We start from the raw sequence: 18,529 nt of genomic DNA, 5'->3' as shown, positions 1-18,529 counted from the left end.
GTGTCCACTTATAGTAAAACGTATTGTGTACGCTGTCCACAAATTTTCATGACCAAAGAAGAATCGAAAACCGCAAAGCGGGATACCTACCGGCACGGCGATCTTTATCAGGCCTTGCTGCAGGCGGGCGTTGAACTGGCCCGCCATGCAGGACCGGAGGCGGTTGTCCTGCGGGAAGTGACGCGGCGCGTCGGCGTTGTTCCCAATGCGGCCTACCGGCATTTCGCCGACCGGGCCGCACTGCTCAATGCAGTGTGCGACCGGGCGCAGGCGGCGCTGGCGATCACCATCGAGGCCGAAATAGCCGCAATCAAGCGCGCGAAAGAACATCCGGCGCTATATGCGAGAAGTGTGCTGCGCGCGGTGGGAACTGGATATCTCGGTTTTGCCCAGGCCGAACCGGGCCTGTTCCGAACCGCATTTTCGGTGCCGGCAGGCCTGGAAACGGCTGCAAGTGCGACCAAGGCCGGCAACTCAGGAAGGTCGCCTTTTCAATTGCTGTCCGGCGCGCTCGACCTGATGGCGGAAGCAGGGATACTCCCGCCGGAAAGACGTTTTGGAGCGGAATTCCTGGCATGGTCGGCGGTGCATGGACTGGCCATGCTGGTAATCGATGGACCGCTGCGCTCGCTTGATGCAACCCAGAAAAATGCCATTTCGCAGCGGCTGCTGGATATGGTCGAAAACGGATTGACATGACGCCGCGGGGTGGCCTGGACCTAGAGCCAGAACCAGGCCTTGACGGTGCCGGCCCCCATGGCAGCGATCAGCAAGCTTTGGCGATGCTTAAATCTGCGCGCGCTGGCGGCGGCGCATCTGCAGCAGCGCTGCCAGGGCAAGACCGGTGCCGACCATGACCGCACCCGTGGTGCGCGGATGCGTGACGGCGCTCGTATAAAGGCTGATTTCACGCGGTGCATTGCCGACGCCGCCGCGTTCCATCAGATCGGTCCGATGGGTATGGAGATTGTTGTCCTCACGGTCGCGCGGCGGCCGGTCGGTTTTCATCATGGGGATCATGAAGCGTCTCATGCCCTTGTCCAGCAGGCCCGGCATGAGCTGGGCGCCGGCGCCCGTCAATCGTGCACGGCTGCCGACGTACAGATCGCGGACTGGATGCTCGGCGGCATAGAGCAGGGCATCCGCCGCGATATCGGGCGAGTAGACCGGCGGCGGAAGCTGCGGCTCTACCTCCAGGTAATTCTTGGCGTGGGCAACGAACATGGTATCCACGGATGCCGGCTTGATCAATGTGACCGAAACCGGCGCGCCTTCTTCCTCGAGTTCGGTGCGCAGTGAATCGGTGAAGCCTTTTACGGCATGTTTCGATGCGGAGTAGATACCTTGCAGGGGAACGGCACGGTCGGAGGTTTCACTGCCCATGTTGATCAGCGCTCCGCCACGCATCTTGAGATGCTTGGCGGCTACCATCGAGCCGTGCACAACACCCCAGAAATTAACCTCAAACAGCCTGCGCATGTCTTCGGTGGAAACATCCTCGCTCTTTCCGAAGATGCCGACACCGGCAATATTGAGCCAGCTGTCGAAGCCGCCGAAGCGCTCGATGGCGGCGTCGGCGACGCGCTGCACGTCGGCCGCATTGGCAACATCGGCCGCGACATGGATGGCTTCCGCGCCGAGCATGTTCAGATCGTCGCAAATGATGCGCAGCGCGCTTTCGTTGCGCGCCACCAGTACCAGCTTAGCGCGTCTGCGGGCTGCCTTGCGCGCGGTGGCGAGCCCGATGCCGCTGGTTGCTCCGGTAATAACCATCACTTGGTCCGGCAATGCCTTCAATCGAATTCCCATTCCGCTCTCCCGAAAATGCATGGCTATCGCGAAAAGCATGCCAATCGAAGCGCTAGATGCACTCTCGCGCAAATGCTCCGGCCGGGCAATACGATTCAGATCCGCGTCATGCATTTCTTACGCGTCCTGCTCCGTTTTCTACATACTGCACGACCATGCGAGCAAGCGGCCAGTGCGATCCCGCATGCCGACGATGCCGTCGGCTTAACATCGCTCAAGCCGGGCCTTTCGCATCCCCGCTACAGTGGCGGCATTGACATCGCCAACTTCAAGCATGAAATCCGCTCAACACATTTTCGAATACCTGACTGCCTTCGCGGTAGTAGTCCTTTTCAGCGCAGTCATTCTTTTCTTTCCCGAATTGGGCTCGGGCAATCCGGCTTCGGAAATCAGCAGCGTTGATGTTCCGGCGACCGCTGAGCAGCCGGCCGCCGCAGTCATTCCCGAAACAAGCGCGGATGATCAGACGAACAGTTGAACAGATGAACAATTGTTCAATTGAGAGGCTCGGTAGCCCTGAGCGGAGCCGCTCTGCAAATTTGCAGTAAGGATAAGCTGAAGCAAGAGGTCGTACCTTGCTGCATTCAGCGTTCCCGTCGCTCATTCTTGCGGCGCTCCACCTGATCCCAACCGATTTCCTTGCGAATTTCCTCGGGGCCATGCAACGGCGTGCGTACATTGACGCGCCGCTCTGCATTGCGACGCTCCATGTATTCTCTGACTTTTTCCTTGCCGTCCTTCGGCTGATTGATGGTGGGCATAAACTGGTCACTGCTTCAAGAGATCAATCCGCAATATCTGCACAAAGCATGCAAAGCACGCGATTTCTCTCACATTAAAGGCCTGCATGTATTGCCTGTTGAGCACGCACAAGCGAATCACTTCAGTGAATGCCTGAACACGGTTAGAAACCAAGTTTGAACACAAGTGCCGCAGATACCAGCTACGGCTGCAGCAGGAACATTCGCCGTCGGGAAATGGTCTGAGATAACACAAGCGTATGCTGATGGAGTATCCGGCCAGCGGTGCGGCGGCAGCGCTACCTTGTCGACCCGGCGGGCTTCAGTGGAAGTGGCTTGCTTCCGGAGGAAAAAATGATCCGATATTCATTGCTACTGCTGATTGCCGCGTTAACGGGATGTGTCGCCGTGCCTGTCTACGATGACGCCTATGGAACCTACGGCGCCTATGGCGGCGCGCCGATGTATTCAGTCCCCGCGACCACTTATGCGGTACCGGTGGCGCCGGTATATGCGGGTCCGCCTGTCTATGTCGGCCCGCCAGTGCGTTTCAGTTTCGGGCTCAACTACTGGAGCGGCAGAGGCGGCCGTCATCATCATCACGGGTGGCGGCACGGCGGCGGACGATTCCGCCGCTGATCTGCGAGTCAGGCTACTGTTCCACCGGCGCTGTCATCGTCCCGGTCAGTTCCATTGCCGTTGCGCTTCAATTGCCAGACCAGCGCATTATTCAGCAGGCTGCGCTCAACGAAACCTTGCGCTTCGAGCTGCGCAAGCGCGGCAAGCACGGTATCGTGTTCCACCGTGCTGGTGACGGGTATCCATGTACGGGCAATGTCCATGGATGTGCCGCTCGCGTCAGGCCAGCGATACAGGTAGTAGCGGATCGCTTCTGCGACAGCGACGATATGCTTGTCTTTCATGGGATGCGCCGTTTCTTTTTTGCATGATTTCCTTCATGCATTACAGCCATTTTCCTTGTCAAGGAGAACCCATATTCATGGGACGGATTCCGTCTTACAAGATGGCCATCCTTCGGTCATCCTGTTTCCCAAGCTCAGAGTTAAGTTTTGCCCGTTCCTTTTTTTGGAAAATCCATAAATAGCGGCCTGGTCTCGCCATGATGAACCGGTGGCGAAAATAGCTCGACACATCGGACCGGCCGTTCTGAAGGGACAGGTGCGCCAGAAAGACATGGACTTCAGGTGCTCTCGTTACTGCCGGATGGCGCCGATTATTAAAGCGGATAGACCATCTTTCCCGGTTGACATAGACTTGTCCGGTCCGAAGGCTGTGGTGCTTGAAGCCCGGCTGATCACAATGTTATGCATCAATACTTCAAGTGGAGGTGTGTCATGCAAGAATTCATTCCGTTAGCTGGTGTGATTGCCGCGTTATCCATCGGCGTCATCAGCCCGGGCCCCAGTTTCGTAATGGTCGCGCGTACTGCGGTCGCCGGATCGAGGGCGCTTGGCGTGGCGGCAGCTATTGGCATGGGCGTTGGCGGCGTGGTGTTTGCAGCCGCCGCACTGTTAGGTCTTCAGGCAGTGCTGCATGCGATCCCAAGTCTATACATGGCACTCAAAGTTCTTGGGGGGCTTTATCTATGCTACCTGGGCTTCCAGATCTTAAGGGGGGCCAGCCAGCCTCTGCCGGTTGAAGGCGTGGACCGGGGCGCAGGCCGAGAACTCACCCGTCGCTTTTGGCTGGGTTTCGCTACGCAGGTCAGCAATCCCAAAACAGCGATTGTGTATGCTAGCGTCTTTGCCGCATTCCTTCCCGGTAGCTTCTCGGCAACCTTCGCTGCAGCATTGCTTGTAGCCGTCTTCGTTATCGAAGCAGGTTGGTACGCGCTGGTCGCACTGCTCTTGTCAACTCAAAAGCCACGCAGCCTCTACCTCGGCTTCAAGACCTGGCTAGACCGGGCAGCAGGCGCCGTTCTCATTGGCCTTGGCCTTCGTCTGGTAACGACAGCCCACACGCCGTAGCCGCGAAGTGCCGTCTCACTTGCCCGCCAAGTGGACATCCAGCGAACTACGTCCGCTGGCGCGCTGACGATCCTGGCAGGCAATGCCCGCTGACGAAGCAGTGCCAAAGGCAATGGGACACTTGTTTCGAAAGCAGGGACAACCTGCAACGCCATGGGTTGGCGGAGAAGCGTCATAATTCTATGCACGTCGTGCGGCGGACCCGCGGCTCGCTCATGCCGGATTTGCCGGGTCTTGCGCAAGCTGCCTCGCTGCAGTTTGCCGAGAGGAGCCCTTCGGCGGTGGATAGCTGATTCTGTTTTCAACAGCAGATCGTTTTTGAGGAGGTGTTTCATGGCTGAAAGTATCCATCCATTTTATCAATTGCATCGAGCCGCCATGGAAGGCGCCATGCGCCAGCGCCTCGACCTGGCCAAACCGATGCTGCGCGAGCGCGCGCGCCTCTCCGATGTCGACGGGATACAGCAGCAGGTGATGGATGAATTCGAGGTCGTGCTCACCCAGATGCCCTATGTCGGGGGCGAGTCTAGCCGAATGAGCGATTTCTTCATGCGTCTCTTGGGCTTCATTGCGATCGGCCGGGTGCTCCGACGACACGGCGTGCCGCTCCCCATGATCGGCGACATCGAGCGGGAAACCTACAGGGCGCACCTGCTCACGGTGCCCGAAGCAGAACGTTTTGCCTCGGGCCTTCAATTTCTGTCACCCGAGAACCAAGCCTTGGTGCGCGAGCAGGCTGCGAAAAGTGCTACGCGTAACCATCAGCAAGCGTTCCCCGATGATTTCGTCTACGACTTTGTCGAACCTGGTCCGGAGGATAACTTCGAATTCGGCATTGACTACAAGGCCTGCGGCTTCTGCAAGTTCGCGGCGCGCCATGGCGACGACGAGATTCTGCCGAGTATTTGTGGATTAGATTTTGATGCTTATGCCACGCGAGGCATCCGCCTGGAAAGGACGCAGACTTTGGCGGGCGGCGCGAGCCACTGCAACTTCCGGTTTTCTCGACTTCGGTCCGAGTAAGAGGCGAATGTCGTGAGTCGCTGGAGTTCGGTCCGCAAGCCTGGAGCTTCAGTGATTTGTCAGGCGCTGCAAAAAGGCTTCCTGGATTCACGACGGCTATGGTGCCTGAAGATGGGAAGGCCAGCTTGGATGACTGATCATGGCGGGCTCGGCGCCCCGGGCCATGGCAAGGAGGACTCGGCGTCTCCACACAACGCAGTGTCGCTGGCAAAGCAGCCGGGATCGTCAGTCCGGTCAGAGCGAAAGCGCTCTAGAGCGGTTTGCGGGAGGGTGTAGGGAAGAATCGCTTTGTCTTGGGATGCAGGGCAAGGCGAGAGGAGCGCCGTGTGGCGGGCCACACAAGCGACGAACAACGCTGCTATGGTGAAGTGCGCTCGAGGCAGGCCGAGGCGACCGTATGCCCATTCGCAATCTGCTCTAGAGTCACCGGACGTTCGCTCCGGTGACTTGATTGGTCCAAGGCATTGCGATGTCAAATGTTTTCCTTGACTGACACCTTACCAATCGGCAGCCCTTGCCGTTATGCGATATTTCCACCCTCGCGCATTATTTCCTCCACCAGCATTTTATTGAATCCGACCGACGGCTTCGGTTGCCGGGTAATTTGTCGTTAAGAAAGTCGACAGGGACTGCTCCAAAAACCCCTTGCCTAACTACGACTATTCAAATAACATTGAATTAAATATTTCAAGGATAGTTGAAATGGATGTGAAAAACGTCGTTGTAGCACTTGCGGCACTGGCGCAAGAAACTCGCCTCGCGGTATTCAGATTGCTTGTGCAATCTGGTCCCTCCGGTGTGGCCGCGACGCAAATTGCAGAAGGTGTCGGCATCGCGCCGTCCTTGCTCTCGTTCCACCTAAAGGAGTTACTGCACGCCGGCCTGATCTCGCAGACCCGAGAGGGACGCTCGCTTATATACGCCGCGAACTTCGATGCCATGAATGGTGTGGTCGGCTATTTGACTGAAAACTGCTGCGGCGGAAATGTTTGTTCTCCCGTCCGTGTTTCCAACTGTTCCGATGAAGGAGCCTGCTCATGAAACGCCTGCACGTACACATCTCCGTCGACAACATTGCCGACAGCATCAAGTTTTACTCCGGCTTGTTCGCGTCTGAACCTAGCGTCGTAAAGACGGACTATGCGAAATGGATGCTCGAGGACCCGCGGGTCAACTTCGCCATTTCTCAGCGTGGCGCGGAAACCGGTTTGAATCATCTCGGCATTCAGGTCGAATCGGCGGTGGAATTGAGCGAAATGCAATGCCGCATCGAGGCGCTTCAGCCCGGCGTGGAGAAAGAGGAGGGCGTCGCCTGTTGTTACGCGAAGTCCGACAAATATTGGGTCAACGACCCTTCTGGTATCGCTTGGGAAACCTTTCATACGCTCGACACCATTCCGGTGTTCGGCGAGCCCGATAAGGCAGCTGCGTCCGGTGAGACCCCTGCGGGGACTGGGGCGTGCTGCGTACCGCTCGCCAAGCCGCGTATCAAGTTATCTGCGGAGGGACCGTGCTGCGTGCCAAATACGCAGAAGAGTACGACGGGCGCCTGCTGCTAAGCCATGACTTCGCTTCGCCCTGCGACGGTTCACGACTTGCCGGCAATCCTTGATTCACTTGAGGAGGCTGGCTTGCCGTACCAGGACCTGATAGCAGCGCACACCGTCGACTTCCTGATCGCGGCAGGCGGGCATTCAGTGCTCGGGATAGTAGGGTTGGAGCGTTACGGTGAGAACGCGCTCTTGCGTTCGCTAGCTGTGAGGCCGGAAAGCCGGTTTACGGGGTTAGGTACTCAACTTGTCGATGCCATCGCGGACCAGGCCAGGCGAACAGGTGTTGAAACCCTTTATTTACTTACGACGACGGCTGCCGACTTCTTCGGGCGCCGTGGGTATGAAGTCATCGATCGTGCAATGGCACCTTCTACGCTTCTGCAAACAACACAGTTTTCAAGCTTATGTCCGTCGCAGGCCATCTGCATGCGTCGGCGCCTTATCCAAAAATCTTAAGGGAAATCATGACCGACAAGACCTTCAACGTACTGTTTCTCTGTACGGGCAACTCCGCTCGCTCCATTATGGCCGAAGCACTCGTGACAGCCATGGGGCATGGACGCTTTCAGGGTTTTAGCGCGGGCAGCAAGCCGGGTGGCAAGGTTAATCCTTTCGCCGTCGAGCAGGTGAAGAAGACCGGCTATCCGGTAGACAACCTTCGCAGCAAGAGCTGGGATGAGTTTGCGGCTCCTGGGGCACCGCATATGGATTTCATCATCACCGTTTGCGATAACGCGGCGGGAGAAGTGTGTCCTATCTGGCCAGGCCGCCCCGCAACTGCTCACTGGGGCTTTGAAGACCCAGCGGCCGTCGAAGGCTCGGACGAAGACAAACGCAAAGCTTTCGAAAAAATCTTCAAGCAAATCATGGCGCGATTGAATGCGTTTGTCAGCCTGCCTTTGAACATGCTCGAACAGCACGCCATTCAGCAGGAAATCAAGAAGATTGGCGATACTCCCGTCACGCCTGCATAAATACGCGTTACTTGCCACGCGGCGAGAGGCGCGCGTGGCACTTTCAAGGCTTGCACAATAATGACAACGACTCACACGACTGCAGTCGCCGGCGGCGCTGCCCCGGCAATAGGATTTTTCGAGCGCTATCTCACCATCTGGGTGGCCCTGTGTATAGTAGCTGGCATTCTGTTGGGGAGGGCATTTCCTCCAGTTTTTCAAAGTATCGCAGCGCTCGAAGTCGCTCGGGTGAACATTCCTGTCGGAATACTCATCTGGGTGATGATCATTCCAATGCTCATCAAGATCGACTTTGCCGCGCTTTCCCAGGTAAAGGGACACTGGCGCGGTATCGGCGTCACTCTAGCCATCAACTGGCTGGTCAAGCCGTTCTCGATGGCGATCCTTGGGTGGCTGTTCATCCGCCATGTGTTCGCTGCATGGCTCCCTGCGGACCAGTTGGACAGCTACATTGCCGGCCTGATTTTATTAGCTGCCGCTCCGTGCACGGCCATGGTTTTCGTCTGGAGCCAGCTCTGCAAGGGTGATCCGTATTTCACGCTGTCCCAGGTCGCGTTGAACGACGCCATCATGATTGTGGCTTTCGCTCCTCTGGTAGCGCTGCTACTTGGCCTGTCGTCCATTACCGTGCCTTGGGACACGCTAATCACATCGGTTGGTCTATACATCATCGTTCCGGTCATTCTCGCCCAACTGATCCGCAAGGCGTTGCTGGCAAAGGGGCCGGGCCGCCTGGAGCGTGCAGTCGCAAGTCTCGGCCCGTTCTCAATCTCGGCGCTGCTCCTGACTCTTGTCCTTTTGTTCGCCTTCCAGGGCGAGGCCATCACCGAGCAACCGTTGGTTATTGCCATCCTGGCAGCCCCAATCCTGATTCAGGTGTTCTTCAATTCGGGCCTGGCCTACCTGCTTAATCGGAAATTGGGCGTTGCACATTGTGTCGCCGGCCCGTCCAGTCTCATCGGCGCTTCCAATTTCTTCGAACTTGCGGTGGCGACTGCCATCAGCTTGTTTGGTTTTCAGTCTGGAGCCGCTCTGGCCACTGTCGTTGGTGTACTGATCGAAGTCCCCGTGATGCTGCTCGTGGTTAGCGTCGTGAATCGTTCGCAGCGTTGGTACGAAGCAAAGGTATAAGCAATATGGACATCAAGATTTATCACAACCCTGATTGTGGCACGTCTCGCAACACTCTCGCCCTGATCCGAAATGCGGGCGTTGAGCCGCAAATCATTGAGTACTTGAAGACGCCGCCGGACCGGGCGGCGCTAAAGGAAATGATCGCAAATGCCGGATTGACGGTACGCGAAGCCATCCGGGAAAAGGGCACGCCGTACGCCGAGCTTGGCTTGAACGATCCGAGCCTGACAGACGAAAACCTGCTGGACGCCATGCTGGCCAATCCAATTCTCATCAATCGTCCCTTTGTCGTCACTCCGGCCGGGGTTAAGCTGTGCCGGCCGTCGGAAGCAGTACTCGATATCCTGCCATTGCCGCAGAATGGTCCGTTTAGCAAGGAAGACGGTGAAGCGGTGATCGATACTCAAGGCAGAAGGGTAAGAGGCAATGGCTGACCTGTCGCTCAGCTTTCAATGCCGTCCGTTATATGTGGTTTCGGGCGTTCATTCTTCTGGTACGTCACTGTTCTCTATTGCAACAGTTATGCGATATATCAGAAGTCTCCGGGTCAGTACTTATCCTGTTGCGTGTAGGACGATTCCGACGAAATCTTGCGCATGATCAAGTATGCCGATTTTGAAAACGCCATACTGAGGTCTCCTTAGTTCACTTCTCTGTTCCGCCACTTATGCAAACCGTCCTCAATACAGCAGCAACCATTGAAAACCTTGTAGAAGTTACCCTCGGCGCGGATGCATCGGCGCGCGAAAAATTCATGCTGCGCGAATCGTTGAACAATCTCGTGCGCCTTGCCCGCGTCGAATACAAAATGGAAATGCAGACCAGCGTCGACAAGATTTTGCATATGCTGCCTGACCGCGCCACGCTGGTCGTCTGATCTTGTGCCGTGCCAGGGAGCTGCGCAGCGTGCTCCCCTTGCACAACGGCTTGCATCGTAAACGCTGCAGTTCAACTCTTCATCCTCCGCCGTTTCCCTCCCATCAGCACTCTTGCCCGAGCCGTTGCAGATAGCTCCGCATACGTTTCCCTTGTTCAACTGTACAGCCAGTAAACGACGTACGTTGATTCCTTCAGTCATTACCCGATCTTTTAGTTCCATCAGAGTTATGTAGCAACGCAACAAAATTGACTTTACGCAATGGATGGGATGCGTAGAGCCTTTATTGTCTGTACACCTTTGGCCTTTATTAATTTATGGCAACAAAAGGCTTGCAAAAGAATAAAAATTTTTGCGTTGCATCATGCAACAAGATGTAACGCTTCGCAGTCGAATACCGAAGCTCGATGCCCGGCCGGCATGAGCATCAAACAACCCAGGGAGCATTCACTTTGACCGCCCGCGTCTTACTCGTCACTTCCGAAGCAGTACCTCTCGTTAAAACCGGCGGACTAGCCGACGTCATAACAGCATTGGCACAGGCGCTCCGCCAGCAAGGCATTGATGCCGCTGTCATGATGCCGGGCTATCCAGCCGCGATCGAGCGCGCCTGCAATCTGAAACCGGCGGGAACGCTGCAGCAATTGCCGGGCGGTCCCGGCATCGTTCTTCACGGGACCATGCCGGGAAGCGACGTGCCGGTAGTGCTCCTGAAGACCGAGCGCTTCGATCGCCGCACGGCTAATCCGTATGTAGACGAAGATGGACGCGAGTACGACGACAACGCCTTGTGCTTCGGATCCTTGGCGCATGCGGCTGTCAGTATTTGCGCGGGCGAAACCGACCTTCCGATTCCGCATGTGGTGCATGCGAACGACTGGCATGCCGGGCTGATTCCTGCCTTGCTGCGCTTGAAGGGGGTGTCCGGCGTGGGCACGCTGCTGACCATTCACAACCTTGCCTTCCAGGGCAACTTTGCGATGAGCGCGGCGGCGGAACTGTGTATTCCCGATGCCATGCTGACGCCGGATCAGTTCGAATTCTGGGGCAAGATGAGTTTCCTGAAGGCCGGCATCCTCCACGCGGACCGCATTTCCACGGTCAGCCGCTCCTATGCAAATGAAATCCTGACGCCACGCTTCGGCCATGGCTTCGACGGGCTGCTCAATGCGCGCAAGGATGTATTGGTCGCCATTCCGAACGGCGTCGATACCAGCGCCTGGGATCCGGCCCGCGATCCGCTGACCGTGCGTCATTTCTCGCTCAACGACATGCGCGGAAAGAGCGGCTGCAAGCGCGAACTGCAGCAGATGTTCGGCCTGCCGATCGATCCGTTTGCACCGGTGCTCGCCATCGGAAGCCGCATCACGCATCAGAAGATGGCCGACGTCGCCATCGATGCCTTGCCCGGCGTGCTCGAACGTTTCCCGCGCGCGCAAGTGGTCGTGCTCGGCTGCGGCGACCATGCGTATGAACAGGCTTTCCTCGACATGGTCGAGCGATTCCCCGGCCGTGTCTCGGTCCATATCGGCTACGACGAACGCCGCGCCCATGCGTTGCATGCGGGTGCGGACATGCTGCTGCATGGAACCCGCTTCGAGCCGTTTGGCCTTACGCCACTGTATTCAATGCGCTATGGCACGATCCCGATCGCTTCCCGTGTTGGCGGCATGATCGATTCCATCGTCGACGCCGGCCTGGAAGGGGCCGTGCCCGAAGACGCGAGCGGCATCCTGTTCGACGGCGAAGAGGCCCAGGACATGATGGCAGCGATCAGCCGCGCTTTCGAGCTGTATGCGCGCCCCAATGAGTGGCATCTCATGCAACGCAACGCAATGTCGGCCGACTTCGCCTGGTCGGGACCGGCGGAGCAGTACATCGGGGTTTATCGCGAGATTGCTCCGGCCGAGGCGCAACCTTTGTTCGATGCGCGCAGTATCGCCTTCGATGCCAATGTCGATGCCGATGTTCCGGAAAGCGAAGAGGCGGCCGATACCGTGGCCATGCCGGAATACATGACGGCGTAACGCATGGGAAAGGGAGCAAGGCAACAAGGTCATCCGCCGGACGAAATCCAGACAGCGAGAACAAGCACCGCCTCCGAACATTCATCGAATACCAAACGCAACGGAAACGCCGGGTCCGCTCACGTTGCGGTCTCTGTCCGGCAGCTTGCCGGCTGGATCGACCCCTTGGCGTTCGATCCGCAAACCATCGATGCCGCGCAAGACGGCAGGCTGCGTGATCCGTTTTCGATCTACGGCCCGCATGCTCTTGCGCCGGGGGGCGTATGCGTCATCAGGACTTTCCAGCCCGGCGCGCACAAGGTGGAGGTGCTCGCGGAGCCGGCAAGGGCAGAGGCGGACGGCGACTACGAGGAACGGCTGCTGGCTACGCTGGCACCCCTGAGCGGCGCCGGGCTGTTTTCGGGCATCATCGACGCGTTCGGCGATGGCGATGAGTGCCAGCCGCAATGCTACCGGCTGCGCATTACCTGGCCTGACGGATCAGGCGGCACCGTACGCCAGGTCATCGAAGACCCCTATGCATTCGCACCGCTGTTAAGCGACAGCGAGCTCCAGCTGCTTGCGCAAGGCCTGCAATGGCAGGTGCCGGATTGTCTCGGTGCCTTGCCGATGACGATCGCCGGCATCGACGGCACTCGCTTTTCGGTATGGGCGCCGAATGCGATGCGCGTGTCGGTGGTGGGCGACTTCAACCAATGGGATGGCCGAAGGCATCCGATGCGGCTGCGCCATGAGGCCGGCGTTTGGGAACTCTTCGTTCCGAGGCTCGGCGCAGGCGAACGCTATCGCTATGAGATTCTCGCGGCGGACGGAAGCCTGCTGCCGCAGAAGGCCGATCCCGCTGCCCGCGCCACGAGCCTGCCGCCGGATACGGCTTCCGTGGTTGCCCCGCCCCTCGAATACCGCTGGAATGACCTTGCGTGGATGCGCGAACGCGCCGGGCGGCAAAGCCCAGGCGCGCCGATTTCGATCTACGAAGTGCATGCGGCTTCGTGGCGGCGGCCCGAGGATGATCCGGACAGCATCCTTGACTGGAACGCGCTTGCCGAACGCCTGATACCCCACGTGCTGGAATGCGGATTCACGCATATCGAACTGCTTCCCGTCATGGAGCATCCGTTCGGCGGATCATGGGGTTACCAGCCGCTGTCGCAATTCGCGAGCAGCGCGCGCTTCGGTTCGCCGCAGGCCTTCGCGCATTTCGTCGACCGTTGCCACCAGGCTGGCCTGGGAGTGATACTCGACTGGGTGCCGGCCCATTTTCCAACCGATGGTCATGGCCTCGCCTGTTTCGACGGCAGCGCGTTGTACGAGCATGCCGATCCCCGCGAAGGCTTTCACCAGGACTGGAATACGCTGATCTACAATCTCGGCCGCAATGAAGTCGCCGGCATGCTGATCGCCAGTGCCCTGGAATGGCTTGAGCGCTATCACGTCGACGGCTTGCGTGTCGATGCGGTATCGTCGCTGCTTTATCGAGACTACAGCCGCAAGCCCGGCGAATGGATACCCAACCAATACGGTAGCAGGGAGAACCTGGAAGCCATCGCCTTCCTGCGCCGGCTTAATCATGTAGTCGGCGAGCGCTGTCCCGGTGCGATGGTCATCGCCGAAGAGTCCACCGCATGGCCTGGCGTCAGCCTGCCCGAAGAAAAAGGCGGGCTCGGATTTTCCTACAAGTGGAACATGGGCTGGATGCACGACTGCCTACAGTACATGCAGCGCGAACCTGTACATCGGCGTTACCATCATGGCGACCTCGGCTTCGGTCTCTGCTATGCATTCAGTGAACGTTTCGTGCTGGCGATTTCGCATGATGAAGTCGTGCATGGCAAAGGCTCGCTGCTGGGCAAGATGCCGGGTGACGAGTGGCAGCAACGCGCCAACCTGCGCGCCTTCCTCGGCTTCATGTGGACCCATCCCGGCAAGAAGCTGCTGTTCATGGGCTGCGAATTCGGCCAGCGGCGCGAATGGAATCACGATGGCGAACTGCAATGGGAACTGCTGGACAATCCCGCTCACAGCGGCATCCGCGACCTGGTCGGCGATCTCAATCGTCTGTATCGCTGCACGCCGCCGCTGCACGACAGCGATGCGGATGCCCGTGGCTTCGAATGGGTCGTCGGCGACGATGCGGCCAATAGCGTTTTCGCCTATTTGCGCCACAGTACCGGAAGCGAATCGCGCCCCTTGCTGGTGGTATGCAACTTCACGCCGGTGCCCCGCCATGCGTACCGCATCGGCGTGCCGGGCGGACGGTCCGGTGCTCGCTGGCGCGAGGTTCTCAATACCGATGCACAGCGTTATGGAGGCAGCAATGCAGGCAATCTCGGTGGCGTCGTCGCGCACGACCAGTCCAGTCATGGACAACCATACTCGGTTGTGCTGACGCTACCTCCGCTGGCGACCATCGTCCTGCAATGCGAAGAGTAAAGCATTAGACCATGCGCTTCGGTCCGTGACAGCTTGATGTCCGTCAATGCAAATACTGATGCAACCGCATGCATTTTTTCGAACATGGTTTATCGTGATTGCGTCCATCTGGTTTCTGTTTTCAATGCAGAGGCTGGTGTCCGATAGCACTGCCTGATGGTATTTCACACGGAGTGGAACCAGCTGCATAAAGTATTGATAGCGCGTCGTTACGCATTGCCAGTACACCGGCAATGTTGAAATGGTGTCGACTGTTAACTGTTGCAAGGGAACTAACACCCCAATTCAGTGGTCTCGGCATTAATCTTGCGTATATAAAAAGACGTGCAATTTGTGCGCGCCTGAATGAAATGAAAATGCAGGACTTGAGGTTGCCTTACCGCATCATAGCTTGAGATTGTTCAAGCTCTTCGAAGGCGACACGTGTTCTCCTTAAGGCCTGCGCATTCATTGCGTATCCGGACAATTATTGAAGGCTAAATACATATGAAAGCAATGATTCTCGCTGCCGGCAAAGGCACTCGCGTACGTCCTCTCACATACGACCTGCCCAAGCCGATGATCCCTATCCTGGGTAAGCCGGTCATGGCCTACATCGTTGAACACCTTGCAAAGTGCGGCGTCAAGGACATCATGGTCAACGTCAGTTACCTGCACGAAAAGATCGAGAGCTACTTTGGTGAGGGCAGCCGCTTCGGTGTACGTATTGGCTATTCATTCGAGGGCTACGTCGACGAGAACGGCGAAGTCGTTCCCGAGGCGCTCGGCTCTGCTGGCGGCATGAAAAAAATACAGGAATTCGGCAGATTCTTTGACGATACCACCATCGTCCTCTGCGGCGACGCGCTGATCGATCTCGACATCGCGGCGGCAGTCGCGGAGCACAAGCGCAAAGGTGCGATGGCCAGCGTGATCACTCGCGAAGTGCCGTGGGACAAGGTTTCCGACTATGGCGTTGTCATCAGCGACGAAGACGGCCGCATCGTCAAGTTTCAGGAAAAGCCGAAGCGCGAGGATGCCCTGTCCAACATGGCCAGCACCGGCATCTACATTTTCGAACCGGAAGCCATCGACCTGATTCCCTCCGGCGAAGTATTCGACATCGGTTCGCAGCTGTTCCCGCTGATGGCCGAGAAGGGCTTGCCGTTCTATGCGCAGAAGCAGGAATTCGAGTGGCTCGACATTGGCAGCGTCACCGATTACTGGGGCGTGCTGCAAAGCCTGCTCACCGGCGACGTTCCGCAGCTGGAAGTACCCGGCGCGCAGATCCGCGACGGCGTCTGGGTAGGCCTCAATACCCGCATTGAGTGGGAAGGCACCACCATCGAGGGTCCGGTCTACATCGGCGCCGGCTGCCACATCGAAGCAGGCAGCACCATCATCGGTCCGACATGGATCGGCCACGGCAGTCATGTCTGCGCCGGCGCCGAGGTCGTGCGCAGCATCCTGTTCGAATATACCCGCGTGCTGCCTGGCACCGAGCTGGAAGAAGTGATCGTCTGCGGCGATTACAGTGTCGACCGCAAGGGCAACATGGTGCGCCTGTCCGACAACGAAGACGCTGGCCTCAACAATGCACGCGACCGCAGGCTGGCTCGCCGCATCAAGGACAGTGACGAAGAAATCGAAGACATCAACTCGCCGGTCGGCGTGCTCGCCACTGCCGAGAATGTCGCCATGTCCTACGCGCCTTGAACGGCAAGGCAGGTCAGGCCCTGGGGCTTGTCCTGCTGCGGTTCGCCGCACGGCGCCTCATTGCGCTCCCATGAGTCATTAAGGTGCCGTGCCGGCAACATCATGTCCCCTCGGCTTCCGCGAGCCGAACTCCCATCATCGTCCCGCAGCGCCTCGTCACCACTTCATATCGTTCTGCATCGTTTAGCATTGCATCGATTTGCAACACGCCGTATCGCACAGCCATCTCGGCAGGAAAAATTCTAGCGCTCGAAATGCGGCAGTACGGTTTGCGCGAAAGTCGAGATGAAGGCCTGCTGGTTGCGATGCACGTTGTGAATGAACAGCGTATCGAATCCAAGCTCCGCATCCTTCAGCAGCCATTCCAGATGTTGGTGCGCGCTGGATGACACGCGCACGCTTTTGGCAATCTCCGCTGGCGTGAGGCCGGCGGTTGCGCGATCGAATGCTGCCGGGGTGTCGAGATCGGCCAGCAAAGCCTTGTCCAGCGCCGCCTGCCGCCATTCCGTTGCGGCCGCCTGCAGCGCCTCGTCCTCGCTGGGCGCATGGCTGATCACCACCTGCAGGTAGATCGGCTTGCCGGCGCCGCCACCGCGCCGGAAGGCGCCCACCACGTCCTGCATCTGCGCATGCTCCTGCGACACGGTAATCATGCCGTCGGCCCAGCTGCCCGCCCATTCCGCCGATTCCGGCGTCAGGCAGGCCGCATATATCGCCGGGGCCAGCCCGGGTGCCGGTCTTGAATAAAGCCTGGCATTGCGTATCTGTATAAGGCCATTGCGGGTTACGGTCTCTCCGGCCCATAACGCCCGCATGATATCGACGCATTCTTCCGTGCGCTCGCGGCGCTGCGCCTTCGGTATCCAGGCTTCCCCCGTGATGCTTTCATTGAGCGCTTCACCGCTGCCCATGGCCATCCAGAAGCGGCCCGCATACATCTCGGCCAGCGTCGCGGCAGCCTGCGCGATGACTGCGGGGTGATAGCGCTGGCCAGGGGCGCATACCGTGCCGAAGCTCAATGCCGTAGCTTCCATTGCAGCGCCAAGCCAGGACCAGGCGAAGCCGCTCTGCCCTTGGCGTTTGCTCCATGGATGGAAGTGATCCGAACACATTGCCATCTTCCAGCCGGCCTGCGCGGCCAGTTTTGCGTTGTCGAGCAGGCGGGAGGGAGGGTATTGCTCATGCGAGCAGTGATATCCGATGCGAGTCATGGCGTACTGTCCTTGGCAAAGATCTGCGGTAGACAGCAGCGCCGTCACTATGTGCCCGTGGCGATACGATATTGCGGACCTTCACTCTGCGGCAGCATCATCACTACATCGTTTCGCCTGCACTTGAATGAGCGAGCCTGCCGGATGAGCCTGCTTCAACGCGCCATATTGCCCGGCTGACGGCTCCGGCGCAGTACCAGGATAGTCATGTCATCGTTACGTCTGCGAAAATCACGGTAAAGAACAGCGGCAACCAATGCCGGATGCCTGCGCACAGTCCGGGATACCTTGCCAGATCCCAGTGCGTGCCGAGCCCGTCGGAGTGCATGATCAGCAGCGAATCCGGGTGCCATGTATAAGAAAATCCTGAGCCCTGCGCATCGTGGTGCCGACTATGCCGTTGTGCGATGCGATGTGCTTGACTGCGCCGTCGATGATGCATGCGCTGATGTTGCCGGCACCGGCAAACCTCAGCGTCTCCCGGCCGGTGTCGATTTGTGCAACCGCCACCGCGGCTCTGCGCGTGCCATGCAGGCGCAGATTGCATCGCGCCATTCTTCTGCGCTGGGTATCGGCTGGTACACGACGCCGACATCCCATTCGAGCTCCGGGCTGTAGCCGCCGTATCGATCGCCAGGACTTCAATGCCGGGATTCGGGCCATGCCCGATTGGCCTGAGGACGATTTCTCCCCGAACGGCATGCTTGAAAATATTGGTTGCGGCTTCGGTAACGGCAGTGGCAACCTTGCCGGCGACGGTCTCGTCGAAGCCCGGGACCCTTGCCAGATCGACACCCGCCCTTCGCGCGGACGCGATCTCACCCGACTCGAATGCTGCTAATACAGCCTGCCGACGCGGTGTTGCCGATCATGCGGCCAATGAAGGAATCGACCATATCGAGCGCCGAGATGTCGATCAGCACGCCGTGCGCCCGATCCTTCACGATCCATTCGGTCAGGCCATCCTGCAGCGTCATCGCCAGGCGGTCGTGCATGTCAACCTGGATGTTGACGAGCCATGCAGTGGTCCGGTAGTCAACGGCTTCCGGCGTTGCTGGAAGTCGC

General features: G+C 58.4%; 20 protein-coding genes and 1 pseudogene. 14 read left to right on the top strand and 7 right to left on the bottom strand.

The features are described 5' to 3' along the window. Window positions 1-48 precede the first annotated feature (48 nt). The gene (locus tag RY831_RS00280; protein WP_326504335.1) at window positions 49-699 is read left to right on the top strand and encodes a TetR/AcrR family transcriptional regulator; all 651 of its coding nucleotides are present in this window, start codon (window positions 49-51) and stop codon (window positions 697-699) included. Window positions 700-786: 87 nt separating this feature from the next. Here the strand turns inward: RY831_RS00280 and RY831_RS00275 are convergent, their stop codons facing one another. The 3 genes from RY831_RS00275 to RY831_RS00265 form a co-directional block, all read right to left on the bottom strand. Further along, window positions 787-1,809 carry an SDR family oxidoreductase gene (locus tag RY831_RS00275; RefSeq protein WP_326504334.1) on the bottom strand — a complete coding sequence of 341 codons (1,023 nt, stop codon included), beginning with the start codon at window positions 1,807-1,809 and terminating at the stop codon, window positions 787-789. Between the two features lie 268 nt (window positions 1,810-2,077). Continuing rightward, entirely contained in the window at window positions 2,078-2,413 is a 336-nt protein-coding gene (locus RY831_RS00270; protein WP_326504333.1) for a hypothetical protein, read from the bottom strand. After that, window positions 2,394-2,570, bottom strand: coding sequence for a hypothetical protein (locus RY831_RS00265; RefSeq protein ID WP_326504332.1), 177 nt, complete (start codon window positions 2,568-2,570; stop codon window positions 2,394-2,396). The genes RY831_RS00270 and RY831_RS00265 overlap by 20 nt, the downstream gene beginning before the upstream one ends. 333 nt (window positions 2,571-2,903) lie before the next feature. On the opposite strand from RY831_RS00265, the gene RY831_RS00260 reads away from it, so the two are divergent. Further along, window positions 2,904-3,188 (top strand): hypothetical protein, encoded by a 285-nt coding sequence (locus RY831_RS00260; RefSeq protein WP_326504331.1) that lies wholly within the window; start codon window positions 2,904-2,906, stop codon window positions 3,186-3,188. Window positions 3,189-3,196: 8 nt separating this feature from the next. Here the strand turns inward: RY831_RS00260 and RY831_RS00255 are convergent, their stop codons facing one another. After that, a complete protein-coding gene (locus RY831_RS00255; protein ID WP_326504330.1) occupies window positions 3,197-3,472 on the bottom strand; it encodes a hypothetical protein in 276 nt (91 codons plus the stop codon). A 432-nt stretch (window positions 3,473-3,904) separates the two neighbouring features. Here RY831_RS00255 and RY831_RS00250 point away from each other — a divergent pair, with 432 nt between their 5' ends. The 12 genes from RY831_RS00250 (at window position 3,905) to RY831_RS00195 (ending at window position 16,253) form a co-directional block, all read left to right on the top strand. Continuing rightward, on the top strand, window positions 3,905-4,537 hold the full coding sequence (locus RY831_RS00250) for a LysE family translocator (RefSeq protein ID WP_326504329.1): 633 nt from the start codon (window positions 3,905-3,907) through the stop codon (window positions 4,535-4,537). 333 nt (window positions 4,538-4,870) lie between these two features. Beyond that, window positions 4,871-5,560, top strand: coding sequence for an L-2-amino-thiazoline-4-carboxylic acid hydrolase (locus RY831_RS00245; protein WP_326504328.1), 690 nt, complete (start codon window positions 4,871-4,873; stop codon window positions 5,558-5,560). 702 nt (window positions 5,561-6,262) lie between these two features. Continuing rightward, window positions 6,263-6,601, top strand: coding sequence for an ArsR/SmtB family transcription factor (locus RY831_RS00240; RefSeq protein WP_326504327.1), 339 nt, complete (start codon window positions 6,263-6,265; stop codon window positions 6,599-6,601). Next, complete coding sequence (locus RY831_RS00235; protein WP_326504326.1) at window positions 6,598-7,119, top strand: ArsI/CadI family heavy metal resistance metalloenzyme; 522 nt, start codon at window positions 6,598-6,600, stop codon at window positions 7,117-7,119. Before RY831_RS00240 ends, RY831_RS00235 begins: the two co-directional genes overlap by 4 nt. A gap of 3 nt (window positions 7,120-7,122) precedes the next feature. Continuing rightward, window positions 7,123-7,569 (top strand): arsenic resistance N-acetyltransferase ArsN2, encoded by a 447-nt coding sequence (gene arsN2 / locus RY831_RS00230; protein WP_326504325.1) that lies wholly within the window; start codon window positions 7,123-7,125, stop codon window positions 7,567-7,569. 8 nt (window positions 7,570-7,577) lie between these two features. Next, window positions 7,578-8,087: an arsenate reductase ArsC gene (locus RY831_RS00225; protein ID WP_326504324.1), complete on the top strand. Its 510-nt coding sequence runs from the start codon at window positions 7,578-7,580 to the stop codon at window positions 8,085-8,087. A gap of 60 nt (window positions 8,088-8,147) precedes the next feature. Further along, window positions 8,148-9,218 (top strand): ACR3 family arsenite efflux transporter, encoded by a 1,071-nt coding sequence (gene arsB, locus RY831_RS00220; protein WP_326504323.1) that lies wholly within the window; start codon window positions 8,148-8,150, stop codon window positions 9,216-9,218. A 5-nt stretch (window positions 9,219-9,223) separates the two neighbouring features. Next, the gene (gene arsC, locus RY831_RS00215) at window positions 9,224-9,655 is read left to right on the top strand and encodes an arsenate reductase (glutaredoxin) (protein WP_326504322.1); all 432 of its coding nucleotides are present in this window, start codon (window positions 9,224-9,226) and stop codon (window positions 9,653-9,655) included. A 233-nt stretch (window positions 9,656-9,888) separates the two neighbouring features. After that, window positions 9,889-10,098, top strand: coding sequence for a hypothetical protein (locus tag RY831_RS00210; RefSeq protein WP_326504321.1), 210 nt, complete (start codon window positions 9,889-9,891; stop codon window positions 10,096-10,098). Between the two features lie 452 nt (window positions 10,099-10,550). Next, window positions 10,551-12,125, top strand: coding sequence for a glycogen synthase GlgA (glgA, locus tag RY831_RS00205; RefSeq protein ID WP_326504320.1), 1,575 nt, complete (start codon window positions 10,551-10,553; stop codon window positions 12,123-12,125). Between the two features lie 3 nt (window positions 12,126-12,128). After that, a complete protein-coding gene (gene glgB / locus RY831_RS00200) occupies window positions 12,129-14,558 on the top strand; it encodes a 1,4-alpha-glucan branching protein GlgB (RefSeq protein ID WP_326504319.1) in 2,430 nt (809 codons plus the stop codon). A 486-nt stretch (window positions 14,559-15,044) separates the two neighbouring features. Then, window positions 15,045-16,253: a nucleotidyltransferase family protein gene (locus tag RY831_RS00195; protein ID WP_326504318.1), complete on the top strand. Its 1,209-nt coding sequence runs from the start codon at window positions 15,045-15,047 to the stop codon at window positions 16,251-16,253. A 242-nt stretch (window positions 16,254-16,495) separates the two neighbouring features. Here the strand turns inward: RY831_RS00195 and RY831_RS00190 are convergent, their stop codons facing one another. From RY831_RS00190 to RY831_RS00180, 3 genes and pseudogenes are all read right to left on the bottom strand, one after another. After that, window positions 16,496-17,464: a TIGR03885 family FMN-dependent LLM class oxidoreductase gene (locus RY831_RS00190; protein WP_326504317.1), complete on the bottom strand. Its 969-nt coding sequence runs from the start codon at window positions 17,462-17,464 to the stop codon at window positions 16,496-16,498. Between the two features lie 330 nt (window positions 17,465-17,794). After that, the gene (locus RY831_RS00185) at window positions 17,795-18,019 is read right to left on the bottom strand and encodes a hypothetical protein (protein WP_326504316.1); all 225 of its coding nucleotides are present in this window, start codon (window positions 18,017-18,019) and stop codon (window positions 17,795-17,797) included. 284 nt (window positions 18,020-18,303) lie between these two features. After that, window positions 18,304-18,459: pseudogene (locus RY831_RS00180) on the bottom strand (STAS domain-containing protein); the annotation flags it as partial. Between the last annotated feature and the right edge of the window lie 70 nt (window positions 18,460-18,529).

Origin of the sequence: Noviherbaspirillum album (assembly GCF_035916955.1) — a bacterium.
Taxonomy (GTDB): Bacteria; Pseudomonadota; Gammaproteobacteria; order Burkholderiales; family Burkholderiaceae_D; genus Noviherbaspirillum; species Noviherbaspirillum album.
The sequence above is the reverse complement of the archived record's forward strand: the minus strand, read 5'-3'. Positions and strand labels throughout refer to the sequence as shown.